Genomic DNA, 24,195 nt, shown 5'->3' on the forward strand with positions numbered 1-24,195 from the left:
CTCCATGTCCGTACGCACCCCGGGCGCCGCCCGTGCCGATCTCGTCGCCGACACCGCCCTCGCCCTGCTCGCCGAGCGCGGCATGCGCGGTCTGACCCACCGGGCGGTCGACGAGGCGGCCGGGCTCCCCCAGGGGTCCACCTCGAATCTGGCGCGCACCCGGCAGGCCCTGCTGGAACTGGCGGTCCGGCGACTGGCCGAGCGGGAGGCACGGGTGCTGGCACTGCACGAGATGCCCGACCCGAGGGCCGGCGCCGACTCCCTGGTGGACGCCCTCGCGCTGGCCGCCCACCGTGCGCTGACCGGCAACCGGGAGCTGACCCTCGCCCGCTACGAGCTGGCCCTGGAAGCGACCCGGCGCCCCGGGCTGCGGGCGTACTTCGACGCGGCCGGCGCCCGCTTCCGCGACCAGCTCACCGCCCTCGTCACCGGACTCGGTTCCACGGATCCCGAGCGGCACTCCCTGTCGCTGATCGCCTGGGCGGACGGCCTGATGTTCTCCTGCGTGGCCGGCTCGTTCAGCGCGCGGGTGCCGGGCGTCGCCGAGGTGCGCGCGGACCTGGAGGAACTGCTGGCCGGAATGCTCGGAGCCGAGAAGCCCTGGTGAAAGGGATCAACGGCGGGCCAGGATGGGCGGCATGACGACCGAGCGCACCGAACCCGCCACCGACGCCGACGAACGCTCCATGCTGGAGGGATGGCTCGACTACCACCGGGCGACCCTCGCCCGGAAGTGCGAGGGACTGACGGACGGGCAGCTGCGCACCGCGTCGGTGCCGCCCTCGGAGCTGTCCCTGATGGGCCTGGTGCGGCACATGGCGGAGGTGGAGCGGGGCTGGTTCCGCCGGGTGCTCGCCGGCGAGGACGCCGGGCCCCTCTACTACAGCGAGGCCGACCGCGACGGCGAGTTCCACCTGGGCGAGGGCGACACCTGGGACGAGGCCCACGCCACCTGGCAGGCCGAGATCGACGCCGCCCGGCGCGCGGCGGCCGGCTTCGCCCTGGACGATCCGTCCCGGGCCGGCGACCGGTTCAGCGACGCGTACAGCCTGCGCTGGATCTACACCCACATGATCGAGGAGTACGCGCGTCACAACGGCCACGCCGACCTGATCCGCGAACGGATCGACGGCGCCACCGGCGAGTGACGTCACCCGCGGCACCCGCGGGGCGTCCGTACGGGGCGGGAGATCACCCGTGCGGGGCATGCTGTGCCCGTCCGCCCCCTCCGGGGTCGCCGGAGCCAGCAGAGTGGCACGGGTGCATCGAACGACGACCACAGCAACGCTTCTGGTGACCGTGGCGGTCTCCGCCCTCTCGGGCTGCATGACGGTCCAGCGCCCCCTCGCGCCCGGTCCGGCGACGGCACCCACCCAGGGCGGCGGACCGCGCCCGGTGGTGGGGAACGAGACATCGATCGTGCAGGGACCGGCGAGCGAGGCGCTCACCCTGGTCGGCCCGTCGCCGTCCGCGGAGAAGTCCGCGTCCCCCTCGCACCGCGCCACCGGGACGGCGGCACCGGAGCGGGACACCCCCTCCGGCGGGGACGACGGGCGGACCCGGCCCGCCCGCCCCGGGCCGGGCGGGGAGACCGTTCCGCGGCGCCCGCCCGTGGAGCTGCCGGGCGCCGGTACGCCGGCGCGGCCCGGCGCCGGCGCCCCGCAGGACCTCTGCGCGCTGGGACGGGAGTACGGCGGCTGGCGTGCGGACAGCCAGGAGGCCACCATCTGCCAGGACGCCTACGGTCCCTGAGCGGGCCGTGAGCGGTGCTCCGCGCCGGGGGGCCGGGTCCTCAGGGACGCTGCCCGGGCAGCCCACGGTCCCCGGGCCTCCCGTCCTCCTCCAGCCGGATCTCCAGCCGCCGGATGGCCGCCCGTACGCCTTCGCCGTAGCGGTCGTCGGAGAGGCCGCGGGCCGTCTCCCGGGCCCGGCGCAGATGGGTGCGGGCGGCGTCGGGGCGGCCGAGGCGGGCGTAGTCGGAGGCCAGGCCCAGGTGCAGCGACGGGTAGAGGGCGCGCACGCCGGGGGACGCCTCGTACGCGCTCCGGCGGTCGTCCGCGACCTCCTCGGCCGCGGTGAGCGCCCGCAGGTCCCAGGCGAGTTCGTCCCCGGGGTCGTCCTGGGTGTCGGCGAGGTAGTGGGCGAGCGTGCAGCGGTGCAGTGGATCGCCGCGCTCGCCGATCTCCGCCCACAGGCCGAGGAAGCGGCGCCGGGCCTCCTCACGGTCGCCCGCGTGGTGCAGCATCACGAGCTGACCGATCCGTGTCAGTACGGCGTCCGGCGCCGCCTGCCCCTGTCGCTCGGCCACCACGTCCTCCACCACCGCTCGCCGCCTGTCGTCCCCGACGCTAGCCGCAGGCGGGGGCGGGAGCGGAGAGGCGGCTCCGTGGCACACGGGGGGCCGGGTGCCGGACCCCGGCGAAGCGGTCCGGCACCGGGCCCGGGCGGCGTCAGCCCACGCTCGGCACGGTCCAGTCGATCGGCTCGTGTCCCTGCGCGGCCACCGCCTCGTTGATCTGCGTGAAGGGGCGGGAGCCGAAGAACTTCTTCGCCGAGAGCGGCGAGGGGTGCGCGCCCTTGACCACCACGTGCCGGCTCTCGTCGATCAGCGGGAGCTTCTTCTGCGCGTAGTTGCCCCACAGCACGAAGACCGCCGGGTCGGGGCGGTCGGCGACCGCGCGGATGACCGCGTCGGTGAACCTCTCCCAGCCCCGCCCCTTGTGCGAGTTGGCCTCGCCGGCGCGGACCGTGAGCACCGCGTTGAGCAGCAGCACGCCCTGCTCGGCCCACGGCATCAGGTACCCGTTGTCCGGGACGGGCGTGCCGAGCTCGGCGTGCATCTCCTTGTAGATGTTGCGCAGGGACGGGGGGATCCGCACGCCCGGCCGGACCGAGAAGCACAGGCCGTGACCCTGGCCCTCGCCGTGGTACGGGTCCTGGCCGAGGACCAGGACCTTCACCTTGTCGTACGGCGTGGCGTCCAGCGCCGCGAAGACCTCCTCGCGCGGCGGGTAGACGGGACCCTTCGCCCGCTCCTCCTCGACGAACGCGGTCAGCTCCTTGAAGTAGGGCTGCTGCAGTTCGTCGCCCAGAACCCCGCGCCAGGACTCGGGCAGCATGGCGATGTCGGTCACGTCAATGTCCTCACGTGTGCGGTCACTTCGAGGTCACTGAACCTACAGGCGACCACTGACATCCTGCCCCGCGGCCGACAACGCCCGGTGCTACCAGCTGGTCTTCCGGGACAACTGCCACAGCATCATGATCGTGGAGGGGTCCATCGACCGCTCCGCGCCCGAGACGTCCCGGCTCGCCGCCACGTACTGCCGGCCCTGCCACAGGGGCAGCAGCCGCGCGTCGTCGACGAGGATCTGCTGGGCCTCCTCGAACTGCTTCACCACGTTGCCCCGGTCGCTCTCCCGGCGCGAGCTGGGCAGCAGCTTGTTGGTGATCTCGGTGGCCTCGTAGGGCGTGCCGAGCGCGTTCTGCTTGCCGACGAAGGGGGCGATGAAGTTGTCCGCGTCGGGGAAGTCGGGGGACCAGCCACGCCCGAACACCGGATACTCGCCGTTCTGGTAGCCCTCGACGTACGTCTTCCAGGGGCGGCTCTTGAGCGTGACGTCGAACAGCTTCGACGCCTCCAGCTGCTTCTCGATCTCCTTGAACTCCTGCGCGGTCTCGGAGCCGTAGCGGTCGGTGGTGTACCAGAGGGTGAGCGGGACCGGTTCGGTGATGCCCGCGTCGGTCAGGATGTCCCGGGCCTTTTCGGCGCTGGGCTCGCCGTAGTCGTCGAAGAAGCCGGTGGTGTGCCCGGTCAGGCCCTTGGGGACCATGGAGTACAGCGGGTCGACGGTGTCCCGGTAGACCTTGTGCGCGATCGCCGCGCGGTCGAGGACCTGCGCGATGGCCTGGCGCACCTCCTTCTTGCCGGCCCACCGGTCCTTCGGGTTGAACACCAGGTAGTTGATGTCGGTCCCGGTGCCCTCGATGAGCTGGATCTCCTGCTCCTTGGAGGCCCTGCCCTGGAAGTCGATGACGTCGCCCGCGGCCAGACCCCGGTAGGTCAGGTCGATCTCCCTGTCCCGCAGCGCCTTGACCATGGTGGCGGATTCCTGGAAGTAGCGCACGGTCACCGCGCTGTTCTTCCGGTCGGCGAAGCCCTTGTAGCGGTCGTTGCGGACCAGTTCGGCCCGCTTCCCGTCCTCGTACGCCTGCAGCGTGTACGGCCCGGAGCCGACGACGTCGGTCCCCTCACGCAGCGCGTCCGCCGGATAGGACTCCGGGTCGACGATCGACATCGCGGGGGTGGCGAGCACGAACGGGAAGGTGGCGTCGGGCTTGTTGAGGTAGAAGACGACCTCGCGCTCGCTGGGCGCCTGCACCCTCTCCAGGCTACCCAGGAGGCCGGCCGGACCGCCGTTGACGTTGATCTCCCGGATCCGGTCGATCGAGTGCTTGACCGCCTTGGCGTCCAGGGTGCCGCCGTCGGAGAACTTCAGGCCCGCGCGCAGTTCGCAGCGGAAGACCTGGTTGGAGCTGTCGGAGAACTCGCAGCTCTCCGCGGCGTCCGGCTGCGGAGTGGTCGCACCGACCGGGTAACTCAGCAGCGTCTGGTAGATGTTGCGGAACAGCTCCCAGGAGCTGTCCCAGGAGGCGGCAGGATCCAGCGTGCTGGGCGAGCTGGTGGTTCCCACGACGATAGGTCCCTCGTCGTCCGGATCGCCGGACGACAGGACGCCGCATCCGGTCATCAGGGACGATATGGACGCGATGGCCGCCACCCGCCGCAGGCATCGGTTCCGGTTGAACACGCGCACGCTCCTCGATCTGCCATGCCAAGGGTCGGCAGACCATACCGCAGTGATGCGCCCGCTGACCCTCCTCCGTACGGCCCTTGAGATCAACTTGCGATGACTACGTTGTCACGCGGCGTCGCCGGCCGGATACGCCGACACGGACGCCGTTTTCGTCAACGGGCGCCCGTGTCGGGACCGGCTCGCGCGCGGGTGCGCGGGTGATCCGGCTCAGGCCACGCCGGCGTTCAGGAAGATGCCGCCGTCCACGACCAGGGTCTGGCCGGTGACCCAGTCGGACTGCTCGGAGGTGAGGAAGGCGGCGGCGCCGCCGATGTCGGACGGCACGCCCAGCCGGCCCAGCGGGTAGCCGGCGGCGGCCTCCGCCTCCCGGCCCTCGTAGAGCGCCTGCGCGAACTTGGTCTTCACCACCGCCGGCGCGATGGCGTTGACCCGCACCCGGGGCGCGAACTCGTGCGCCAGCTGCTGGGTCAGGTTGATCAGCGCCGCCTTGCTGACGCCGTAGGCGGCGATGAAGGGCGAGGGCGCGAGGCCCGCGACGGAGGCGATGTTGACGATCGCGCCGCCGTTGTCCTTCTGCCAGGCGTGCCAGGTCTTCTGCGCGAAGCCCAGCGCCGAGACCACGTTGGTCTCGAACACCTTGCGGGCCACGTTCAGGTCGAGGTCGGCGATCGGCCCGAACACCGGGTTGGTGCCGGCGTTGTTGACGAGGTAGTCGACCCGGCCGAAGGCCTCCATGGCGCGCTCGACGGCGAGGGCCTGGTGTGCCTCGTCGTGCGCCTTGCCTGCGACGTACACGGCCCGGTCGGGACCGAGCTTCTCGACGGCCTCCTTGAGGGCGTCCTCGCCCCGGCCGGTGATGCAGACCCGGTCGCCGCGTGCGACGAGGGCCTCGGCGACGCCGTAGCCGATACCGCGGCTGGCGCCGGTGATCAGGGCGACCTTGCCCGTGAGTTCCACAGCAGTCATGTTCCCGGTCTTCCTAGTCGAGCGGTCCGCCGGCGACGTACAGCACCTGGCCGGAGACGAAGCCGGCGGCCTCGCCGGTGAAGAAGGCGATGGCGTTGGCGATGTCCTCGGGGTAGCCGACGCGGGCGACCGGGATCTGGGTGGCGGCGGCGGCCTTGAAGTCCTCGAAGCCCATGCCGACGCGGTCGGCCGTGGCCTTGGTCATCTCGGTGGCGATGAAGCCGGGGGCGACGGCGTTGGCGGTGATGCCGAACTTGCCGAGCTCCTTGGCGAGGGTCTTGGTGAAGCCCTGCAGACCGGCCTTGGCGGCCGAGTAGTTGACCTGGCCCCGGTTGCCGAGCGCGGAGGAGGAGGACAGGTTGACGATGCGTCCGAACCCGGCATCGACCATGTGCTTCTGGCAGGCCTTCGTCATCAGGAAGGCGCCGCGCAGATGCACGTTCATGACGGTGTCCCAGTCGGAGACGCTCATCTTGAACAGCAGGTTGTCGCGGAGCACGCCCGCGTTGTTGACCAGGACGGTCGGCGCGCCGAGCTCCTCGGCGATGCGCGCGACGGCGGTCTCGACCTGCGCCTCGTCGGACACGTCGCAGCCGACCGCGAGGGCCTTGCCACCGGCGGCGGTGATCTTCTCGACGGTGTCCTTGCAGGCCGCCTCGTCCAGGTCGATCACGGCGACCGCGTGGCCCTCGGCGGCCAGTCGTACGGCGGTGGCGGCGCCGATGCCGCGCGCGGCGCCGGTGACGACCGCGACCCGCTGCTCAGTGGTGGACATTGCTGCTTCTCCTCGCCCTTGGGATGCGGCTCCACGGCCGGACTCGTTCAATGAGCGACCGCTTAGTACCTTCAGCAGACGTGACGCTAGAAGCCCTGGCACCCGGTGTCAACGGCGCACCGCGCGGGTGTGATCCATTCCCCGCGCGTCGTTCCCCGTCCGCGGTCCGCGGGCGCCGTGCGGCGGTCGGCGCGGAGCACCCGATCGGCCCAGCGCCGCGCGCCCCGGCGCCGGGCGGCCCCTAGCGTCGAAGCGCGAGCCGTCCGAGGCCGGAAAGGAGGCGCTCCATGCGTCGTCGCACCGGTGCCATGGGCACGCTGATCGTGCTCGCCGCGATCGTGCCGCTGGCCGACCAAGCGCACGCCCAGGATCTGGACTGCAGGGACTTCACCTACCAGGAGGACGCGCAGACCTTCTTCGACCTGAACACGAGTGATCCACACCGGCTCGACGAGGACCCGGGTCCGGACGACGGCGTGGCCTGCGAGGCGCTGCCGCGGCGCGGTCTCACCTCGTCCACGTACCGTCCCGCGCCGGAGAGCTCCGCACCCACCCGGCCGGCGTCACCGTCCCCGACGGCCGCCTCGCCGACCGCGACCGCGGTTCCCGCCACGACCGCACCTCCCAGCTCGGCTCCCGCGACTGTCCGCGCGACGTCCGCCGCCCCGGCGTCCCCCGCCTCGGTGGCGCCCACGCGGGGTGTGGAGGGCGGGCTGGGCGGTTCCGCGGACTCCGGTCCGAGCGGCTGGGACCTGGGCGTCGGGGCGACGTTCGTGACGGGCGCCGTCCTCGCGGCGGGCCATCTGGTGAAGCGCCGCCGTTCCTGACGGACGGGGACGGCCGCGCCCGCGGTGGTCCGACGGCCGCGCCGCGGTGGTCCCCGTCGTCCTCAGCGGACGAGCAGATCGAGCAGCCGTTCCGCCTCCGCCGCCGGATCGGCGGTGAGCCCGGTGTGCACGGGGCCGGGCTGGACGATGGTGGACCGGGGTGCGATCAGCCAGCGGAAGCGCCGTCCCGCGTCGTCCCGTGCCGCCTGCCCCGCCGCGCTGCCGCCCGCGCAGACACCTTCGACCGCGCGCAGCGCCGCCCGCACGCCGGCCAGGTCGGCGGCGGGGTCCAGGGCCAGCAGCCGCGCCTCGTCGAGGTGGGTGCGGGCCGTGACGAAGGAGCGGTGCCGGCAGTACACGAGCACCCCGGCGTTGACGCGTTCGCCGCGTTCGATGCGCGGTACGACCCTCAGCAGGGCGTACTCGTAGACGTGCCGGTCGCTCACTGGTCCTCCCCGAGGCCGTGGATGTGGCGGTGGACGGTGGCGGCGCGGGCGAGCAGCGGCCGCGCGTAGGCCAGCCGGAGTTCGTCGGGCGTGTCGAAGCCGGGCTCCCCGGCCAGCCAGGCGTCGGGGACCTCCGCGGTGACCTCGGCCAGCAGTTCCCCGGTGACCAGCGGCGCGAGCTCCGCCGCGGCGGCCGCGACGTCCGGCGCGAAGGTGCTCAGCGCATGGTCGGAGGCGTCGTAGGGCCGGGCGGCGGAGGCGGGGGCGCCCGGCCAGTTGTGGTGCCAGATCATCGTCGCGCCGTGGTCGATGAGCCACAGTCCGTCCCGCAGGCGGAGCATGTTGGGGTTGCGCCAGGAGCGGTCGACATTGTTCACCAGCGCGTCGAACCAGACGATCCGCCCGGCCTCCTCGGGCCCCACCTCGAAGGCGAGGGGGTCGAAGCCGAGGGCGCCGGAGAGGAAGTCCATGCCGAGGTTGGTGCCGCCGCTGGACTTCAGCAGGTGCTGCACCTCCTGCTCGGGCTCGCCCAGCCCCAGGACGGGGTCGAGTTCCACGGTGACCAGCCGCGGCACCCGCAGGCCCAGCCGGCGGGCGAGCTCCCCGCACACGACCTCGGCGACCAGCGTCTTGCGGCCCTGTCCGGCACCGGTGAACTTCAGGACGTAGGTCCCGAGATCGTCGGCCTCGATCAGGCCCGGCAGCGAGCCGCCCTCACGCAGCGGCCCGATGAAGCGGGTCGCGATGACTTCCTTGAGCATCGCCCCAGGCTACTGGCGCGTCACCGCGCGCCGACCGGGGGCGGGGCGGGAGGCGGGGCCGCCCGACAGGGAAACGACAGCCGTGTTTTACGCCCGTCCGACCGGGGGCAGGCCAGGCTCTCGTCACTGTCTGAACAGCGTGAGCCCGCTGACCGTACCTCTCCCCGGATCGACTGTCCGCCCCGGAAGGGACACCGGCATGACCGCATCACTTCACTCCGCATCGGGACCCGCCCGCCGCACCGTCGTCGCGGCGGCCGGGGCGGCGGGTCTCGCCGTCGCGCTGACCGCCTGCGGCGGTTCGGACGACGAGCCGTCGGGCTCCTCGGCGGCCTCCGGGTCGCCGGGCGGCACACCGGACGAGGGTGCGGGCGCCGGGGGCGACGACGCCGCCGGTGGCGCGCCGCTCGCCTCGACCGCCGACATCCCCGAGGGCGGCGGGAAGGTCTTCGCCGACCGCAAGGTGGTGGTCACCCAGCCGTCGGCGGGCGAGTTCAAGGCGTTCTCGGCGACCTGCACCCACCAGGGGTGCGCGGTGAAGAGCGTCGCCGACGGTGTGATCAACTGCCCCTGCCACAACAGCGACTTCTCCATCACCGACGGCAGTGTGCGGGGCGGTCCGGCCACGAAGCCGCTGCCCGCGGTGGAGATCACCGTCAGCGGGGACTCGATCAGCCTCGCCTGAACCGGCGGTGCCGGGTACGACGTGAGGGAAGAAAGGACCGTATGACCGCCACGCAGCGCCGGGGCCGCAAGATCATGATGACGCCGGGGGAGCTGGACGACTTCCTCACCGCGCAGCGCACCTGCCGGGTCGCCACGGTGTCCGCCGACGGTGCTCCGCACGTCAGCACGCTCTGGTTCGCCTGGGACGGCACCTCGCTGTGGCTCTACTCCGTGGTGCGCAGCAGGCGCTGGGCGGATCTGCGGCGGGATCCGCGGGTGGCGATCGTGGTCGACACCGGCGAGGAGTACGACGAGCTGCGCGGCGCGGAGCTGTCGGGGCGGGTGGAGTTCGTGGGCGAGATCCCGCGCACCGGCGAGCTGCGGGCCGAACTCGACGTTCCTGAGACACTGTTCGCCCGCAAGAACTTCGGCCTGGACGAGATGCCGCACGACGGCCGGCACGCCTGGCTGTGCCTGACCCCGGAGAAGATCGTCTCCTGGGACTTCAGGAAGCTGTCGGCGCTGTCGTAGGGGCCGCGCCGCTCGCCGCCTCTCCCCCGACGCGCTGCCCCGCCGCCCGCAGTGCCCGCACCGCCGCCCGGATCGACGGGCGGCGGTCCGCGTCCGCGCGCCAGACCACGAAGACGTGCCGGCGCACGCGCTGCCGGAGCGGGACGGTCACCACGCCGCCGGGCAGCGGGTCACGGCCCAGCAGGGGGGCGACGCAGACGCCGAGCCCCGCCGCGACCAGGGCGAGCTGGGTGTGGCTCTCGGCGGCGAGGTGGCCGACGACCGGCTCGACGCCCTTGGAGCGCAGGGTGAACATCAGCCACTCGTGGCAGAACTCGCCCTCGCCCCAGGTGATCCACTCGTCGTCGGCCAACTCCGCGAGGTCCAGCTCCTCGCGTCCGGCCAGCCGGTGCCCGGCCGGGAGCGCCACGTCGGCCGGGTCGTCGAGCAGCAGCGCCTTGACCAGGCCGTCGGGCAGCGGCATCGGCTTGTTGTACCAGTCGAGGACGACGGCGAGGTCGAGGTCGCCCCGGACGACTCCCCGGATGCCCTGCTCGGGCTCCAGTTCGCGGGAGCGCACGCGCAGCGCGGGGTGCCGTGCGCGCAGGTCCGCGAGCGCGACCGGGAACAGCCCTCGTGCGGCGGTCGGGAACGCCGAGACCCGCAGCTCGCCGGCGACCTGACCGCGCTGGGCCTCCAGGTCCGACTGGGCGAGCTCGACCTGGGACAGGATGCGGGCGGCGTGCTCGGCGAGCAGCCGGCCCGCGTCGGTGAGCCGGACACCGCGCCCGTTCTTCGCCAGCAGGCGCTGGCCTGCCTCGCGTTCCAGCTTCGCCAGCTGCTGCGAGACGGCGGAGGTGGTGATGTGCAGCCCCTGGGCCGCTCCGCTGACCGAGCCGTGCCGGGCGAGGGCGTCGAGGGTGCGCAGGCGCTCCAGGTTCAACATGTAAGCAATGCTACGAGATACCACGTGCGAAATCTCGATTGTGCTACGAGATGCGCGTCCCGCATCGTTGCGTCCATGAGCAGCGTCACCGCGACCACCACCACGCCGGTCCCGTCCGGCCCCGCCCCCGAAACCGGCCGTCAGCGTCTGGACTGGCGCCTGCGCTTCGGCGCGCTCTCCCTGATCTGGGGCTTCAGCTTCCTCCTCATCAAGGTCGGCACACAGGGCTACGCCCCGTTCCAGGTCACCCTCGGCCGGCTGGCCTTCGGGACCGCCGTCCTCGCCGTCGCCATGGCGGTGCGCCGGGAGCGGCTGCCGCGCGGTGCGCGCACCTGGGGTCATCTCGCGGTCGCCGGCCTCCTGCTGAACGCCCTGCCGTTCTCGCTGTTCGCGTTCGCGGAGCTGACCATCCCGTCCACGCTGGCCGGCATCTGCAACGCGACCTCACCGCTGTGGGGCATGGCGCTGTCCCTGGTGGCGCTGTCCGAGGACCGCCCGACCCGGGTGCGGGTGGCGGGGCTGGGGCTGGGCTTCCTCGGAGTGCTGACCGTGCTGGGCGCCTGGCAGGGCTTCCAGGGCCTGGACGCCCGCGGCACCGCGCTGGCCCTCCTCGCCTCGCTGAGCTACCCCGTCGGCTGGATCTACGTCCGGCGCACCCTGGCGGGCAGCAGCCACTCGAACCTGTCCCTGACCGGCGGCCAGTTGCTGCTCGCCACGGTGCAACTGGCGATCGTCACACCGTTGTTCACCACTCTCCCGAGCGGTTTCGCGGTGGGCCCGCTGCTGGCGATCGCCGCGCTGGGCACGCTGGGCACCGGCCTTGCCGTGCTCATCCAGTACGGCCTGGTCGCCGAGGTCGGTCCGACGACCGGCCAGATGGTCACCTACTTCGTCCCGGTGATCGCCGCGGCGGCCGGCATCGTGCTCCTCGGGGAGACGCTGACCTGGTCGACGCCGGTGGGTGCGGCGATCGTGCTGGCGGGAGCGGCACTGACCCAGGTCCGCCCGAAGCGCCCGGCGTAGCCGCGCCGGGCGCCGGACCGTCGGCCACCGCACGGCGTGGTGTCACGGGTCCGGGCCCGCCCGCTGCCTTCCGCCACCGGCGACACCCTGCCGCCCGTACGGCCCCCCGTGAGAGGGCCCGCGGCTCCCGCTGCCCCGAAGCGCACCCGCACCGACCGTGCCGTTGCCTCCCGGCCCGGGCCCCGGGCAGCGCACCGGGGCCGGCGAGCGGGGGGCCCGGTGCCGGGCCGGGCGGTCGGGCGTCCGGTGAAGCGGTGGACCGGGAGCCCCCCGGCCGCCGGCCGGTGACCGGCGCCCCCTGGGTGGCGGGCAGCGGACTGGCCGCCGGCACCGCGGGGACCTCCCCGCATGCGGCCGGCCCGCCCGTCAGGCGTACGTGCGGGCCGGTCCCCCGGGCGGGCCGAGGGCCGCGGCGACCGCGTCGGCCAGGGGCTCGACCTCGTCCCCGGTGAGGGTCGAGACCGTGACGCGGATTCCCGGCGGCGCGTTCATCCGGAAGCGGGCACCGGGGGCCACCGCCCAGCCGGCGTGCAGCAGCCGGGCGACGGCGCCGGTCTCGTCCGGGACCGGCACCCACACGTTCATGCCGCTGGGCCCGTACGCCGCGATCCCGCGCCGGGCCAGCGCCCCGATCAACGCGTCCCGGCGCCGCCCGTAGCGGGCTGCGACGGCCGCCGGGTCCACCGCGCCCTCGCTCCACAGCCGCGCCACGGCCCGCTGGACGATCAGGCTCACCCAGCCGGGACCGAGGCGCTGCCGGCCGCGCACCCGGTCGAGGGTGACCGCGTCCCCGGTGAGCACCGCGAGCCGCAGGTCGGGACCGTACGCCTTGGCCGCCGAACGCACGAAGGCCCAGCTCCTGGTGGCGCCCGCGAGGGGGTGGAGCGGGACGTCGACGATGTGGTGCCCGTGGTCGTCCTCGATCAGCAGCGTCTCCGGGTGGGCGGTGAGCACGGACCGCAGGGCACGGGCCCGGGCGGCGCTCAGCGCGGCACCGGTCGGGTTCTGCGCGCGGTCGGTGACGATCAGGGCCCGGGCGCCGCCCGCCAGCGCCCCGCGCACGTCGTCGGGGAGCGGACCCTCGCCGTCGAGACCCACGGGGACGGTCCTCAGCCCGAGCGCCGGCACCAGGTCCAGCAGGCTCCCCCAGCCGGGATCCTCGACCGCGACCGCGTCCCCGGGCCTGAGATGCGCCGCGAGCACCCGCTCGATGGCGTCCAGCGCTCCCGAGGCCACGGCGACGGGCCCCCCGGGCACCCCGTCGGCGTCCAGCCAGGCCCGCGCGGTCCGCGCCAGCTCCGGCTCCACCGGCGCGTGCCCGTAGAGCACCGGCTCCCGGTCGCCCCGCCCGGCCGCCGCCGCGAACGCCCCGGCGAGCGCCGGCAGCAGCTCCGGGTCGGGGCCGCCCTCGGACAGGTCCCGCACCCCCGGCGGCACCTCCACCCGCATGAGGTCGCGTGCCGTGGTGGCCGGCTTGGACCGGACCCGGCTGCCCCTCCGGCCCGCCGTCTCGATGACCCCGCGGTCGCGCAGGGTGCGGTACGCGGCCGCGACGGTGTTCGCGTTGACCCCGAGTCGTTCCGCCAACTCCCGCATGGAAGGCAGCAGTTCACCCGGCTGCAACGCTCCCTCACCCACCGCGCGCTCGATGCTCGCGGAAATCTCCGCTGCGCGCCGCCCACTGATCCGATACTCTCCTAGCACAAACCCAATTATGCACTAGTGCAATGGAGAGCGCCATGCAGGGGACCCGGCCGCCGCAGCCCGCCGCCACCTATCCGCCCACCGACCGCACCGTCCCCACCCGCTCCCCCGACCGGGCCGCCTACGACAAGGAGCTGGTGCACGCGATACTCGACGAGGGCTACGTCTGCCACCTCGGCTTCGTCCGGGACGGCGCGCCGGTGGTGCTGCCCACGCTGTACGCCCGGGCCGGCGAGGTGCTGTACGTCCACGGCTCGACCGGCTCGCGTCCCCTGCGCGCGGCGGGCCGGGCCGCCTCCGGCCTGCCGGTCTGCCTGACCGTCACCCACGTCGACGCGCTGGTGCTGGCCCGCTCCGCCTTCCACCACTCGATCAACTACCGCTCCGTGGTGGTGCACGGCGCGGCGTACGACGTGACCGACCCGGAGGAGAAGCGGAGGGCGCTCGACGCCCTGGTCGACCACGTCGTACCGGGCCGCGCCGCCGACTCCCGGCCGGCCGACAAGAAGGAACTGGCCGCCACCGCGGTGATCCGCCTGGACCTGGCCGAGGTATCCGCCAAGCTCCGCACCGGCGGCGTGAACGACGAACCCGAGGACCTGGACCTGCCGCACTGGGCCGGCCTCGTCCCGCTGCGCAAGGGCTACGACACGCCACTCGCCGACCCGGCGCTGGCCCCCGGCACCGCGGTCCCCGGCTACCTGGCGGCGCTGGGGTGCTGATCCACCCCTGGGACGCGCCCGGCGACGACACATGGCAGCGGTGGCTGACCACGCACGACTTCGGACAGCTCGCGGTGAACGGCCCGCCCGGGGAACCGCCGTTCGTCCAGCCACTGCACTTCGCCTACGACGCCGGGCGCCGTGAGGCGGTCACCCACCTGGCCCGGCCGAACCCGCTCTGGCCGGCCGTCGAGGCGAACCCGCAGGTCCTGCTGAGCGTGGTCGACGACTACGCGTACGTGCCCGGTCCCTGGCAGGCGGAGCCCGGCACCCCGCCCGAGCACGGAGTGCCGACGAGTCTGTACGCCGCCGTACAACTGCGGTGCCGCGCCCACGTCGTGGACGATCCCTCGGAGAAGGCCGCGCTGCTGAACCGCCAGACGGGCCACTTCCAGCCGGAGGGGGGCTCCGCACCGGCGGCCGCCGGCGAGGCGCCGTACGGCAGGCTGCTGTCCGGCATCCGCGGGCTGAGGCTCGAAGTGACGGACGTACGGGCGAAGTTCAAGTACGCGGGCAAACGGTCGTCGGCGGTGCGCGACCGGATCGCGACCGGGCTCGCGGACCGGAACGGCGCGCGGGACCCGCAGGCCCGCGCGCACGTCCTGGGCCGGGAGCCGGCCTGACGCACCGGGCCCTCCTCCCGGGAGGGCCCGCGCCGTCACGCCGGTACGGCCGCCGGCTCCCCCTTCCCGGCCCGCGCGCCCCGCGCCTCGGCCACCGCGAGGCCCGCGACCGAGCCGAGCATCAGCAGGGTGCCGGCCAGGACGGCCGCCGTCAGCCGCTCCCCCAGGAGGGCCACCGCGAGCACCGCCGCGCTCACCGGCTCCAGCAGCATGATCACGGACACGGTGGCCGACCGTACGACGGCGGCGCCGGCGAAGTAGAGACCGTAGGCGAGCGCCGTCGGCACGGAGGCGACGTACACCAGCAGGCAGAGCAGCACGCCGGGCGCGTCGGTATGCGGCACCAGTCCCTCGGCCGCGGCGAACGGCAGCAGCACCACGCTGGTGACGGCGAACGCCCCCACGGTCGTGCCGGAGGAGTCCACCGCGCCGTCGCGTCCCCACCAGCGGGTGAGCAGGGTCATCGTCGAGTACCCGGCTGCGGACAGCAGGGCGAGCAGGACGCCCCCGGTGTCCACGGTGGTGTCCCCGCCCCCGAGGACGAGCACCACGAGTCCGGCGAGCGCGCCGGCCACGGCGGCCAGTCCGCCGCTCCCCAGCCGCTCCCCCAGGGTCAGCCGGGCGCCCAGGGCGATGAGCACGGGCCCGGCGCCGAGGGTGACGACGGTGGCCACGGCGAGTCCGGTGGCGGAGACGGCCGCGAAGTAGGCGGTCTGGAAGACGGCGAGCCCGATCCCGGTGGCCCCGGCGCGCAGCGCCCGGCGGCGCAGCGGTTCGGGAGCGGCCGTCCGGCGGCGCCGGGACAGCGGCCGGACGGCGAGCAGCAGGAGCAGCCCGACGGCGCAGCGCCAGAAGGAAAGGGTGACGGGACCCATGTCGCTGGTCCGGTAGACCAGCGACGCGGCCGCGCCCGCGGTGCCCCAGGCGGCACCGGCGACGATCAGATAGAGGAGGCCTCGCCCGACGGGCAGGCCGGAGACGGCGTTCGACACGTGTTCTCTCCGCGGATGCGCGCGCCGCACGCATCGGCGTGGGCGCGGAAGTTCGGAAGGGACCCCGGATCGGCCCCGGCGGGGCCGGAGCGGCGGGGTCCGCGGACTCCGTCCGCGGGCAGCACCGTTACACCCGGCGACCTACCGGGCGGATGTACCGGAGAGCCCGCCTCAGGCTGCCGGAGGCGGAAGAACGAGTGCGCGCGCATGCATGACCGGCACCTTAGGCGCTCCTTCCCGGCGTGGACAACTCCCGTTCGGGTCCGCCGCCCGCCACCGGCTTCCCGGAGCCCTTGGCGGGGGCCGAGGACTGGGCGATGAAGGCGCCGGTGAGCACGACCGCGCCGCCCACGATCTGCGGCGCCGACAGGTGTTCGCCGAGCAGGATCCAGGCGAGGACGGTGGCGATCACCGCCTCCAGACAGGCCACGACACCGGCGACCTGCGGCGAGAGCCGGCGCACCGACACCACCCCGGTGATGTACGCGACGACCGTGGCCACGAGGACGATCCAGCCCAGCAGCAGGAACGCGGCGACCGGGGTGCCGTCCATCTCCGCGCTGCCGGTCAGCACGGACCAGTCCATGGACCACGGGCGGGCGACGACGGTCAGCACGGCGGCGCCGATCAGCAGTCCGTAGGCGATCACGCCGAGCGGGTCGGGCGCCTCCTCACCGTCGCTGCCCTGGTCGGACAGGACGAAGTAGCCGACCTGACAGCAGGCCGCGCCGAGGGCGAGCAGCAGTCCGAGGGCGTCGAAGCCGAGCCCTGACCAGACCTCCACGACGCAGGCGAGGCCCCCCACCGCGAGGACCACCCCCACCGCGGCGGCGCGGGTGACCGGCCGCCGCTGCACGAACCGCACCCAGCCCAGCACCAGCGCGGGTGCCAGGTACTCGACCAGCAGCGCGACGCCGACGGGGATGCGGGAGATCGCGGCGAAGTAGCAGGCCTGCACGCCCGCCACGGCGAAGAGGCCGAACCCGGCGAGCAGGACGGGTCTGCGGCGCAGCAGCCGGCGGTGGCGCACCGCGAGCGGCAGCATGACGAGCGCCGCTCCCGCCACCCGCAGCCAGACGACGTGCAGGGGGTCGAGGCCCGCCTCGATGAGCGGCTTGGCCGCCACGCCCGATCCCCCGAAGGCCAGGGCGGACAGCAGCGCGAGACCGAGACCGACGCCCTTCGCGTGGGAGTCCCGGGTGGTGACAGAGGTAGGCACCGGCACATGATGACAGGCGCCGACAGGAGCGTCACCTCCCATGACACCTGTCTCACCGGCTGGACGGCGTCTCGAGCCTGGTGAGCAGTTCCCCGGCGTCGATCCCGGCACGCCCGAGCACCTCGACGGCGCGCGCCTGCGGGTCGGCGGCGATCGCGGCGAGCAGGTCCGTGCCGGAGGCCGTCCCGGTGCCGTTCCGGGCGGCACGCTCGCGGGCCCGCTCCATGCAGCCCGCCGCCAGCGGCGAGAAGCCGGCGACGCCGGCCACCACGGGGACGCCGCCGGAGTCCTCCACCGCGCCCTGCCAGCGCAGGCCGTAGCCGATGCTGCGCTGGACCAGGTAGCCGAGCAGCCGCGCCATGACCGGCCCCTCACCGAGGGCGGCTCGCACCTCGGTGTCGTGCTCCAGCAGCGAGTGCAGCAGGTGGGCGGTGTCGATCTGCCGGTCCCCGTCCCGGACCGCCCTGCGGCGGGCACCGGCGACGACCGCCGCGAGCCCGGGGCCGAGCCCGGCATCGGCGTCCGCGCGCGGGACGCCCTGCTCCGGGAGCTCGCGGCCCTGCTGCCGGGGGATACGGGGTTGCACATCCCCACCCCATCAGTCACGGGGCCCCGGGACATCCCCGGCGGGAAGCATCTTGGCGTCCCACGGGAAGTGGACGCCCGGAGGCGGAATCTCCTCCTTGCGGAGGAGATCAGAGCGTTTCGCGCTCAGGGGCGCGCGCCGGTCCGCGCACGCCCCCGGCGTCCCTCCCGGCTCCCGAGTCGACTCCCGTCTCCGCTCCCGGTTCCCGGCCGGTCGGGACCCGGTCGCGGCCGGTCAGGGCCCGGTCCCGGCCGGTCGGTCGTCGTCCGGCCCCCTCCGTCCGGTCAGTCCTCGTCGGCGAGGATCAGGTACAGATTCTTGCGGGCGTCGTTGATGACGGCGAGGGCCTTCTCCCGCTGCCCCTTGCTGCCCGTCTTCCAGACCTGCCCGAAGGCTTCCATCAGCCCGAAGCCGGCCTGCCGGATCTCGCTCAGCGCCTCCCAGTCGACGCCGCGCGAGGCCTCCTCCCAGGGCGCCTCGGGGCCCTCCTCGGCGGCCGTCCGGCCCGCGCCGGTGAGGGAGAACAGCTTCTTGCCGCCCTCGGACTCGCTGATGATCAGGCCCTCGTCCTCCAGGAGCTGCAGCGTGGGGTACACCGATCCGGGGCTGGGCTTCCACGCCCCGCCGCTGCGCTCGGCGATCTCCTGGATCATCTCGTAGCCGTGCATGGGGCGGTCCCTCAGCAGGGCCAGGATCGAGGCCCGTACGTCACCGCGCCGGGCCCTCCCCCTCGGCCCCCCGCGTCCGCGCCCGCCCCAGGGGCCGCCATGGCCGAATCCGGGACCGAACGGACCACCGGGACCGCCCGGGCCCCCCGGACCGAAGGGCCCGAAGGCCGCCCGCGGCCGGTCGAAGTCGTCCCGGCCGCCCCGCGGACCGCCGTGACCGTGTCCATGCCCGTGCTCGTAGCCGTGTGTACGCATCGCCACCACTTCCCTTCACTCGTGATCTGTCGCGATGCTTCAACGATATATCGGGAGCGCTCGTCCGGCAAGGCGTCCGAGGAGCAAAGACGGAAAGGGGGGAGGAAACGGTCCGGCACGTCACCGACAGCGGTCCAGCCGTCGCCGATTGGCCTTCGCCCGCGGTTTCCCGCAGCCCTTACGGTCGGCACCATGCGGATTCGAATCGTCGACGCCTTCACCGACCGGCCCTTCGCCGGCAACCCCGCCGGGGTACTCCTCCTGGACGCCTTCCCCGACGACGACTGGATGCAGAACGTCGCCCTGGAGATCAACCACGCCGAGACCGCCTTCGCCCACCCCCTCCCCGCCGGCGGCGACGCGGACTGGGCGCTGCGCTGGTTCACCCCGGCCACCGAGGTCGCGATGTGCGGCCACGCGACCCTGGCCACCGCGCACGTCCTGCACGGCACCGGCGCGCACGAGGGACCGGTGCGGTTCGCCACACGCAGCGGTGTGCTCGTCGCGAGCCCCGGCGGGGACGGCGCCGTCACGCTGGACTTCCCCACGGCCCCGCTCACCGCGGTCGAGGTCCCGCAGGGCCTCGCGCGGGCACTGGGCGCCGCTCCCCGTACGGCCTTCGACACCGGCCCGAACGTCGGGGACCTGCTGGTCGAGGTCGCCGACGAGCGGACCGTGCACGCCCTGCGCCCCGACCTCGCGGCCCTGGCCGCCCACTCCGAACGCGGCGTCATCGCCACCGCCCGGGCCGAGAACCCCGGCCTCGGCTACGACTTCGTCTCCCGCTGCTTCTTCCCGAACGTCGGCATCGACGAGGACCCGGTCACCGGCAGCGCGCACACCGCGCTGGCCCCCTACTGGTCCGAGCGCCTCGGCCGCACCGCCCTCACCGGCCTCCAGGCCTCGGCGCGCTCCGGCCGTGTCCGCACCGAGGTGCGGGGCGGGCGCACCCTGCTGACCGGGCGGGCCGTGACCGTCATCGAAGGCGACCTGCTGCTCTGACCCCGCCACGGCGCGGGGGCCCGCTCCCCCGCGCCGCGCCGCTCACGCCGTCGGCAGCCAGTCCACCCTGCCGGCCAGCAGCGCGTACCCGACGAACGCCCCGATGTCGAGCAGTGTGTGCGCCACCACCAGCGGCCCGACACGGCCCCAGCGCCGGTACAGGTACACGAACACCACGCCCATGACCATGTTGCCGACGAAACCGCCGATGCCCTGGTAGAGGTGGTACAAGCCGCGCAGCAGGGAACTGCCCGCCATGGCGGCGCCCGGGGACCAGCCCAGCTGGTCGAGACGGCGCAGCAGGTAGGCGAGGACGATGACCTCCTCGACGATCGAGTTCTGCAGCGCCGAGAGGATCAGGACGGGGTACTTCCACCACACCTCGGGCAGCGCCTCCGGCACCACGGTGAGGTTGAAGCCCAGTCCGCGCATGGCCAGGTAGAAGGCGATGCCGCTGCTGCCGATGACCGCCGCGACCGCCGCCCCGCGCCCGAGGTCGGACCACGGGCGGGTGCGGTCGAAGCCGAGGGCGCGCAGTCCGACGCCCTCCCGCAGCAGGAAGTGCGCGACCAGCGCCACGGGGACGAGCGCCGTGGTGATGCCGAAGAGCTGCCAGGCCAGGTCCAGCCAGGGGCGGCCCGGCGCGGCCGAGGCGTTCAGGGTGGCGGCCTGGTCCTTGAGTCCGCCCGGTTTCGTCACCGAGCCGACGAAGCTGATCAGCGCGGAGACCCCGCTCGCGCCCAGCGAGAGCGCGAGCACCAGCAGCGTCTCGTTGCGGAGCGTCGTCCGTGACGGCCTCCGCTCGGGAAGGGAATCGGCCCCCGGGCCCGCCTCCGCCTGCACACCTGCCTCCACATCACCGATCGGTCCGATCAGTATGAGGGCAGCGGCTGTGGGCCCCGGCCCGGGGTCGTGCCGCGGGTATCAGCCCGTGGGCACCGGTTCCGGCAGCCCCACCGGCCAGGTGTGCACCGGGTCTCCCTGTGCCGTCAGCTCGCGGTAGCGGCGGGTGGTGGCGGCCAGGGCGGCCTCACGGCTGAGCCCCAGGTCGAGGGCCCGGTGGAAGGTGGCGGCCTGCCAGGTCGCGCCGTTCACCCGGCGCCGGCAGCGCTCCTCGATCACGCCGAGGTACAGGTCGCGGTCGGCGGGCTCGATGCCCCACGCGTCCAGTCCCGCCTCGGCGAGCGGCAGCAGCTCGTCCCGTACGAGGGTGACCGCGTCCACCTCCCCCAGGCCGCCGAGGCGGCCGCGCCGGGGCCAGGTGAAGCGGGCGTCGATGCCGTGTTTGCAGGCGGCGTCGAAGTTGGCGGCCGCGGCCTCGAAGGGCAGCCGGGTCCACACCGGGCGGCTGTCCTCGGCGAGGGCCCGGACGACCCCGTAGTAGAAGGCCGCGTTGGCGATGACGTCGGTGATGGTGGGTCCCGCGGGCAGCACGCGGTTCTCCACCCGCAGGTGGGGGACGCCGTCGGCGATGCCGTAGACCGGGCGGTTCCAGCGGTAGACGGTGCCGTTGTGCAGGACGAGTTCGGCGAGGGAGGGGACGCCGCCCCGGTCCAGCACCTCCAGCGGGTCCTCGTCGTCGCAGATGGGCAGCAGGGCCGGGTAGTAGCGCAGGTTCTCCTCGAAGAGGTCGAACGCCGACGTCACCCACCGCTCCCCGAACCAGGTGCGCGGCCGCACGCCCTGGGCCTGCAGCTCGGGCGGCCGGGTGTCGGTGGACTGCTGGAACAGCGGGGGCCGGGACTCCCGCCACAGTTCACGGCCGAACAGGAACGGCGAGTTGGCGCCGACGGCGATCTGCGCGGCGGCCACCGCCTGCGCCGCGTTCCACACGCCGGCGAACCGCTCCGGTGTCACCTGGAGGTGCAGCTGCACCGAGGTGCAGGCGGCCTCGGGGGCGATGGACTTCGAGGTGCAGGAGAGGTGTTCCACACCGTCGATGTCGAGGGTGAAGTCCTCACCGCGCGCTGCCACGATCTGATCGTTGAGCAGTGCGTAGCGGTCGACGGCGGAAAGGTTGGAGGAGACCAGGTCGTCCCGGTCCAGTGTCGGCAGAATGCCGATCATCACGATGCCCGCGTCCACCTCACCGGCTTTTCGGTCGGCATAGGCGAGGGAGGTGCGCAGTTCCTCGTCGAGCCGGTCGAATACCCTGCCGCTCAATCGGTGCGGCGCGATGTTCACTTCCAGGTTGAACATCGCGAGCTCCGTTTGGAAGTCCCGGCTGGCGATGCGTTCCAGGACTTGCGCATTCAACATTTTCGGCATGCCGTCGTCGCCGGTGAGATTCAGTTCGATCTCCAGCCCCATCAGGTTCTTGGGGCGGTCGAACCGCTTCTCCGCCAGGAGTCGCTCCAGTGCCGTCAGGCAACTGCGGAGCTTCTCGCGGTAGCGCTGGCGATCGGACAGGTCGAACTGACCTGCCACGACCTTTTCCCCCATCGAAGCGTCCCTCCTCGGATGGGCGGACCGAAGAACGGCCGCCGGGGTCCCGGTCCACAAGGGAGGATGCCCCGCGGATGCGATCGATAACGTCCCGCGGCGGGCTGTCAGCCGCTAGTCTGACCGAAGGTGACCAGTGGCACATTCACGGGGCATGGCGCGGCCCGCGCGGCGGCGCCGGTTACGAGCTCGTGAAAAACGCCGATGAGAATGGGCCGACCGCTTCACGGCCGTTATACGAGGTCACCGACCTGCGACCCTCCCGTAATCGGGATTATTCCCGCATTTCACCGGCCAGAAGTACCCTTGCCCGCCGGGTCGGAAACAGCTAGACGAAACATAGGCCGAACACCCGTCGTATAAACTTCGCCCACAAGGCAGAAGGCTGGCCCGCGGTCGAGTGATCCAGCCGAGAGGCGGCGTGCGGCAATCCTCACCCCCGTCTCCCGCGCTCAGACCCCGGCCCCTGCCTCTTGACCTTCGCGAGCTGACAGCGCCGTCCGCCCCGCCCCGCCACGCCCTCGTGCCACTGTGCCTTCGAATGAGAGGCGACCCACCATGCCGCTGCATGTCCCCCCGGCTCCCGCGCCCGCACTGCGTTCCGTCCTGACCGCGCTCTCCTCGCCGACCGCGGTACGAGAGGCGCGAACCCCCTCCCTGCTCGGCGTCCAGGGCCCCGCCTCGCCCGAGCTGCCCCTTCCGGTGCACGTCCTGGACCGGGTCACCGCCGACGTCGGGACCGCGACCCGGCTGGCCGGGTGGCGCTTCCTGATCCGCGCCGGCGACCGGGCGGTGGCCGCTGCGGACACCGTGCTCACGGCCGACGGCTGGGCCTTCTCCCGCTTCTTCGAGGGGCCGTACATCGCCTCCACCGAACTCGCCCTGCGGCAGGCCGAGGCCATGACGCAGCCCTACCAGCCCCGGCTGCTGTCGGTACCCGGCCTCTACATGCTGACGCTCTGGCTGCACGCCGACCCCACCGCGGACGGCTCCACCGGCCACCCGGCCGCCACCGATCTGCTGGTCCCGCTCGCACCCGCTCCCCCCGGCATCGCCGCGCACCGACCGCACCGGGTCACCGACCTGCTGCCGGTGCTGACGCACCGGGTGACCCCGACCCGTCTGCTCGGATCACCGGCCTGACCTCCCGTCCCGCACCCCGCCCCGGTACCTCCGGGGCGGGGTGCGCCCCTGTGCGGGCCAGGGGACTAGCCCCATCAGGCCACGGTGAACCACCCGAAGGGACAGTGCAGTTGGGATGAACCGTCCGCGCGGGTGATGCGTCATCACCCTGTGAGGAGCGGTGCCGCGAAATCCCTGCGGAACGTCGTCCGTGGGGCAACACTGGTTTCCGACCGACCTATCGCCAACGGGGGGCGGCCATGAACGAAGCTTCACGCCGCACAACTGACACGACAGCCGACTCACAGGTCACCACAGAGCGAGAGATCCCACCCATGTGCCAGCACCAGCCACCGTGCCCCTCAGCCGACTCCGCCGACCGGGAGTCCGCCCGCCTCGCGGCGCACCACCCGGAGCAGGGCTGGAGCCTGCTGTGCAACGGTGTCGTGCTCTTCGAGGACACCGGCGAACTCCTGCCCGACGGCAGGATCATCGCCCCGCAGCGCCCCCGGGGCGCCAGCCTGACCACCGCCTGAGAACGTCCGGGCGGAGAGCCCGCCCGGGCGGCCACGGGGCCGGACCGCGCGAGCGCCTTCCGCGAACCGGCCCCGACGCACGCCCGGAGCGGACCGGCCGGACCGGGCCGGCGGGCCCGACGACCGCCCCGCTCCGCGCCCTATCGTGACCCGCATGCAGTCCTACACGATCGGCCAGGCAGCGAAGCTGCTCGGAGTGAGCCCGGACACCGCCCGCCGCTGGGCGGACGCGGGGCGCCTCACCACCCACCGCGACGACGCCGGACGGCGGCTCGTCGACGGACGGGACCTCGCCGCGTTCTCCGTCGAACTCGCCAGGGCGGGTGCCGCCGAGGAGGACACCCCGTACACCTCCGCCCGCAACGCCTTCCCCGGCATCGTCACGGCGATCAAGCTCGGTGACGTCGCCGCCCAGGTGGAGATCCAGGCGGGTCCGCACCGTCTGGTCTCGCTGCTCACCCGGGAGGCCGTCGAGGAGCTGGGGCTGGAGGTCGGCGTGGAGGCCACCGCACGCGTGAAGTCGACAAACGTGCATATCGACCGCACCTGAAGCACCCTGTCCCGCACATCCCGCCCTACGCACATGC

28 protein-coding genes are annotated in these 24,195 nt (G+C 73.4%); 13 read left to right on the plus strand and 15 right to left on the minus strand.

Going from position 1 to position 24,195, the window contains the following annotated elements; genetic code table 11:
- Window positions 1–4: 4 nt before the first annotated feature.
- The 3 genes from IE118_RS18600 to IE118_RS18610 all read left to right on the plus strand — a co-directional run bounded on the left by IE118_RS18600 (window position 5) and on the right by IE118_RS18610 (window position 1,752).
- Window positions 5–607: a TetR/AcrR family transcriptional regulator gene (locus tag IE118_RS18600; RefSeq protein ID WP_189559064.1), complete on the plus strand. Its 603-nt coding sequence runs from the start codon at window positions 5–7 to the stop codon at window positions 605–607.
- A gap of 31 nt (window positions 608–638) precedes the next feature.
- Window positions 639–1,148 (plus strand): DinB family protein, encoded by a 510-nt coding sequence (locus IE118_RS18605; RefSeq protein WP_189559065.1) that lies wholly within the window; start codon window positions 639–641, stop codon window positions 1,146–1,148.
- Between the two features lie 112 nt (window positions 1,149–1,260).
- Entirely contained in the window at window positions 1,261–1,752 is a 492-nt protein-coding gene (locus IE118_RS18610; protein ID WP_306430383.1) for a hypothetical protein, read from the plus strand.
- A gap of 40 nt (window positions 1,753–1,792) precedes the next feature.
- Here IE118_RS18610 and IE118_RS18615 read toward each other — a convergent pair whose 3' ends face one another.
- The 5 genes from IE118_RS18615 to fabG form a co-directional block, all read right to left on the minus strand.
- The gene (locus IE118_RS18615) at window positions 1,793–2,308 is read right to left on the minus strand and encodes a tetratricopeptide repeat protein (RefSeq protein ID WP_189559067.1); all 516 of its coding nucleotides are present in this window, start codon (window positions 2,306–2,308) and stop codon (window positions 1,793–1,795) included.
- A 142-nt stretch (window positions 2,309–2,450) separates the two neighbouring features.
- Window positions 2,451–3,134 (minus strand): uracil-DNA glycosylase, encoded by a 684-nt coding sequence (gene ung / locus IE118_RS18620; protein ID WP_189559068.1) that lies wholly within the window; start codon window positions 3,132–3,134, stop codon window positions 2,451–2,453.
- Between the two features lie 90 nt (window positions 3,135–3,224).
- Window positions 3,225–4,811 (minus strand): ABC transporter substrate-binding protein, encoded by a 1,587-nt coding sequence (locus IE118_RS18625; protein ID WP_189559069.1) that lies wholly within the window; start codon window positions 4,809–4,811, stop codon window positions 3,225–3,227.
- Window positions 4,812–5,024: 213 nt separating this feature from the next.
- The gene (locus IE118_RS18630; protein ID WP_189559070.1) at window positions 5,025–5,783 is read right to left on the minus strand and encodes an SDR family oxidoreductase; all 759 of its coding nucleotides are present in this window, start codon (window positions 5,781–5,783) and stop codon (window positions 5,025–5,027) included.
- A 13-nt stretch (window positions 5,784–5,796) separates the two neighbouring features.
- On the minus strand, window positions 5,797–6,558 hold the full coding sequence (gene fabG / locus IE118_RS18635; RefSeq protein ID WP_189559071.1) for a 3-oxoacyl-ACP reductase FabG: 762 nt from the start codon (window positions 6,556–6,558) through the stop codon (window positions 5,797–5,799).
- A gap of 287 nt (window positions 6,559–6,845) precedes the next feature.
- On the opposite strand from fabG, the gene IE118_RS18640 reads away from it, so the two are divergent.
- Window positions 6,846–7,385, plus strand: coding sequence for an excalibur calcium-binding protein (locus IE118_RS18640; protein ID WP_189559072.1), 540 nt, complete (start codon window positions 6,846–6,848; stop codon window positions 7,383–7,385).
- 62 nt (window positions 7,386–7,447) lie between these two features.
- On the opposite strand, the gene IE118_RS18645 is transcribed toward IE118_RS18640, so the two are convergent.
- The gene (locus IE118_RS18645) at window positions 7,448–7,831 is read right to left on the minus strand and encodes a DUF3037 domain-containing protein (protein ID WP_189559073.1); all 384 of its coding nucleotides are present in this window, start codon (window positions 7,829–7,831) and stop codon (window positions 7,448–7,450) included.
- The gene (locus tag IE118_RS18650; RefSeq protein WP_189559074.1) at window positions 7,828–8,592 is read right to left on the minus strand and encodes a HipA family kinase; all 765 of its coding nucleotides are present in this window, start codon (window positions 8,590–8,592) and stop codon (window positions 7,828–7,830) included. Before IE118_RS18650 ends, IE118_RS18645 begins: the two co-directional genes overlap by 4 nt.
- A 199-nt stretch (window positions 8,593–8,791) precedes the next feature.
- On the opposite strand from IE118_RS18650, the gene IE118_RS18655 reads away from it, so the two are divergent.
- Together IE118_RS18655 and IE118_RS18660 are read left to right on the plus strand one after the other, a co-directional pair.
- Complete coding sequence (locus IE118_RS18655) at window positions 8,792–9,277, plus strand: Rieske (2Fe-2S) protein (RefSeq protein ID WP_189559075.1); 486 nt, start codon at window positions 8,792–8,794, stop codon at window positions 9,275–9,277.
- A 41-nt stretch (window positions 9,278–9,318) separates the two neighbouring features.
- Window positions 9,319–9,789, plus strand: a complete 471-nt coding sequence (locus IE118_RS18660) for a pyridoxamine 5'-phosphate oxidase family protein (protein ID WP_189559076.1) — start codon at window positions 9,319–9,321, stop codon at window positions 9,787–9,789.
- Here the strand turns inward: IE118_RS18660 and IE118_RS18665 are convergent.
- On the minus strand, window positions 9,764–10,714 hold the full coding sequence (locus IE118_RS18665) for a LysR family transcriptional regulator (RefSeq protein ID WP_189559077.1): 951 nt from the start codon (window positions 10,712–10,714) through the stop codon (window positions 9,764–9,766). The genes IE118_RS18660 and IE118_RS18665 overlap by 26 nt on opposite strands.
- 75 nt (window positions 10,715–10,789) lie before the next feature.
- Here IE118_RS18665 and IE118_RS18670 point away from each other — a divergent pair, with 75 nt between their 5' ends.
- Window positions 10,790–11,737, plus strand: coding sequence for a DMT family transporter (locus tag IE118_RS18670; protein WP_189559078.1), 948 nt, complete (start codon window positions 10,790–10,792; stop codon window positions 11,735–11,737).
- A gap of 366 nt (window positions 11,738–12,103) precedes the next feature.
- On the opposite strand, the gene IE118_RS18675 is transcribed toward IE118_RS18670, so the two are convergent.
- The gene (locus tag IE118_RS18675; RefSeq protein ID WP_189559079.1) at window positions 12,104–13,441 is read right to left on the minus strand and encodes an aminotransferase class I/II-fold pyridoxal phosphate-dependent enzyme; all 1,338 of its coding nucleotides are present in this window, start codon (window positions 13,439–13,441) and stop codon (window positions 12,104–12,106) included.
- 35 nt (window positions 13,442–13,476) lie between these two features.
- Between IE118_RS18675 and IE118_RS18680 the strand changes: the two genes are divergently transcribed.
- Together IE118_RS18680 and IE118_RS18685 are read left to right on the plus strand one after the other, a co-directional pair.
- Window positions 13,477–14,163, plus strand: a complete 687-nt coding sequence (locus IE118_RS18680) for a pyridoxamine 5'-phosphate oxidase family protein (protein ID WP_189559080.1) — start codon at window positions 13,477–13,479, stop codon at window positions 14,161–14,163.
- Window positions 14,157–14,786 (plus strand): FMN-binding negative transcriptional regulator, encoded by a 630-nt coding sequence (locus IE118_RS18685; RefSeq protein ID WP_189559081.1) that lies wholly within the window; start codon window positions 14,157–14,159, stop codon window positions 14,784–14,786. Before IE118_RS18680 ends, IE118_RS18685 begins: the two co-directional genes overlap by 7 nt.
- A 35-nt stretch (window positions 14,787–14,821) precedes the next feature.
- Here the strand turns inward: IE118_RS18685 and IE118_RS18690 are convergent, their stop codons facing one another.
- The 4 genes from IE118_RS18690 to IE118_RS18705 form a co-directional block, all read right to left on the minus strand.
- Window positions 14,822–15,778, minus strand: a complete 957-nt coding sequence (locus tag IE118_RS18690; RefSeq protein WP_189559082.1) for a DMT family transporter — start codon at window positions 15,776–15,778, stop codon at window positions 14,822–14,824.
- Window positions 15,779–16,001: 223 nt separating this feature from the next.
- Window positions 16,002–17,003, minus strand: a complete 1,002-nt coding sequence (locus IE118_RS18695) for an EamA family transporter (RefSeq protein WP_189559083.1) — start codon at window positions 17,001–17,003, stop codon at window positions 16,002–16,004.
- A gap of 46 nt (window positions 17,004–17,049) precedes the next feature.
- Window positions 17,050–17,583 (minus strand): Clp protease N-terminal domain-containing protein, encoded by a 534-nt coding sequence (locus IE118_RS18700; RefSeq protein WP_189559084.1) that lies wholly within the window; start codon window positions 17,581–17,583, stop codon window positions 17,050–17,052.
- A 284-nt stretch (window positions 17,584–17,867) separates the two neighbouring features.
- Complete coding sequence (locus tag IE118_RS18705; protein ID WP_189559085.1) at window positions 17,868–18,506, minus strand: PadR family transcriptional regulator; 639 nt, start codon at window positions 18,504–18,506, stop codon at window positions 17,868–17,870.
- Between the two features lie 192 nt (window positions 18,507–18,698).
- Here IE118_RS18705 and IE118_RS18710 point away from each other — a divergent pair, with 192 nt between their 5' ends.
- Window positions 18,699–19,508 carry a PhzF family phenazine biosynthesis protein gene (locus IE118_RS18710; RefSeq protein ID WP_189559086.1) on the plus strand — a complete coding sequence of 270 codons (810 nt, stop codon included), beginning with the start codon at window positions 18,699–18,701 and terminating at the stop codon, window positions 19,506–19,508.
- Window positions 19,509–19,550: 42 nt separating this feature from the next.
- On the opposite strand, the gene IE118_RS18715 is transcribed toward IE118_RS18710, so the two are convergent.
- Both IE118_RS18715 and IE118_RS18720 read right to left on the minus strand, forming a co-directional pair.
- Entirely contained in the window at window positions 19,551–20,351 is an 801-nt protein-coding gene (locus IE118_RS18715) for a CPBP family intramembrane glutamic endopeptidase (protein ID WP_189559087.1), read from the minus strand.
- A gap of 81 nt (window positions 20,352–20,432) precedes the next feature.
- The gene (locus tag IE118_RS18720) at window positions 20,433–21,950 is read right to left on the minus strand and encodes a glutamate-cysteine ligase family protein (protein WP_189559088.1); all 1,518 of its coding nucleotides are present in this window, start codon (window positions 21,948–21,950) and stop codon (window positions 20,433–20,435) included.
- Between the two features lie 558 nt (window positions 21,951–22,508).
- Between IE118_RS18720 and IE118_RS18725 the strand changes: the two genes are divergently transcribed.
- From IE118_RS18725 to IE118_RS18735, 3 genes are all read left to right on the plus strand, one after another.
- Window positions 22,509–23,093, plus strand: a complete 585-nt coding sequence (locus IE118_RS18725) for a hypothetical protein (protein WP_189559089.1) — start codon at window positions 22,509–22,511, stop codon at window positions 23,091–23,093.
- Window positions 23,094–23,407: 314 nt separating this feature from the next.
- Entirely contained in the window at window positions 23,408–23,608 is a 201-nt protein-coding gene (locus tag IE118_RS18730) for a DUF5999 family protein (protein WP_189559090.1), read from the plus strand.
- A gap of 154 nt (window positions 23,609–23,762) precedes the next feature.
- Window positions 23,763–24,158, plus strand: a complete 396-nt coding sequence (locus tag IE118_RS18735; protein ID WP_189559091.1) for a TOBE domain-containing protein — start codon at window positions 23,763–23,765, stop codon at window positions 24,156–24,158.
- The last annotated feature ends 37 nt before the right edge of the window (window positions 24,159–24,195 follow it).

Source organism: Streptomyces pilosus, from assembly GCF_014649835.1.
GTDB lineage: Bacteria > Actinomycetota > Actinomycetes > Streptomycetales > Streptomycetaceae > Streptomyces > Streptomyces pilosus.

Excerpts from the sequence above, each read along its gene's own strand:
- IE118_RS18600 (WP_189559064.1), top strand. The coding sequence starts at position 5 with ATGTCCGTACGCACCCCGGGCGCCGCCCGTGCCGATCTCGTCGCCGAC.
- IE118_RS18605 (WP_189559065.1), top strand. The coding sequence starts at position 639 with ATGACGACCGAGCGCACCGAACCCGCCACCGACGCCGACGAACGCTCC.
- IE118_RS18630 (WP_189559070.1), bottom strand. The coding sequence starts at position 5,783 with ATGACTGCTGTGGAACTCACGGGCAAGGTCGCCCTGATCACCGGCGCC.
- fabG (WP_189559071.1), bottom strand. The coding sequence starts at position 6,558 with ATGTCCACCACTGAGCAGCGGGTCGCGGTCGTCACCGGCGCCGCGCGC.
- IE118_RS18640 (WP_189559072.1), top strand. The coding sequence starts at position 6,846 with ATGCGTCGTCGCACCGGTGCCATGGGCACGCTGATCGTGCTCGCCGCG.
- IE118_RS18650 (WP_189559074.1), bottom strand. The coding sequence starts at position 8,592 with ATGCTCAAGGAAGTCATCGCGACCCGCTTCATCGGGCCGCTGCGTGAG.
- IE118_RS18655 (WP_189559075.1), top strand. The coding sequence starts at position 8,792 with ATGACCGCATCACTTCACTCCGCATCGGGACCCGCCCGCCGCACCGTC.
- IE118_RS18660 (WP_189559076.1), top strand. The coding sequence starts at position 9,319 with ATGACCGCCACGCAGCGCCGGGGCCGCAAGATCATGATGACGCCGGGG.
- IE118_RS18665 (WP_189559077.1), bottom strand. The coding sequence starts at position 10,714 with ATGTTGAACCTGGAGCGCCTGCGCACCCTCGACGCCCTCGCCCGGCAC.
- IE118_RS18670 (WP_189559078.1), top strand. The coding sequence starts at position 10,790 with ATGAGCAGCGTCACCGCGACCACCACCACGCCGGTCCCGTCCGGCCCC.
- IE118_RS18680 (WP_189559080.1), top strand. The coding sequence starts at position 13,477 with ATGCAGGGGACCCGGCCGCCGCAGCCCGCCGCCACCTATCCGCCCACC.
- IE118_RS18705 (WP_189559085.1), bottom strand. The coding sequence starts at position 18,506 with ATGCGTACACACGGCTACGAGCACGGGCATGGACACGGTCACGGCGGT.
- IE118_RS18710 (WP_189559086.1), top strand. The coding sequence starts at position 18,699 with ATGCGGATTCGAATCGTCGACGCCTTCACCGACCGGCCCTTCGCCGGC.
- IE118_RS18720 (WP_189559088.1), bottom strand. The coding sequence starts at position 21,950 with ATGGGGGAAAAGGTCGTGGCAGGTCAGTTCGACCTGTCCGATCGCCAG.
- IE118_RS18725 (WP_189559089.1), top strand. The coding sequence starts at position 22,509 with ATGCCGCTGCATGTCCCCCCGGCTCCCGCGCCCGCACTGCGTTCCGTC.
- IE118_RS18730 (WP_189559090.1), top strand. The coding sequence starts at position 23,408 with ATGTGCCAGCACCAGCCACCGTGCCCCTCAGCCGACTCCGCCGACCGG.
- IE118_RS18735 (WP_189559091.1), top strand. The coding sequence starts at position 23,763 with ATGCAGTCCTACACGATCGGCCAGGCAGCGAAGCTGCTCGGAGTGAGC.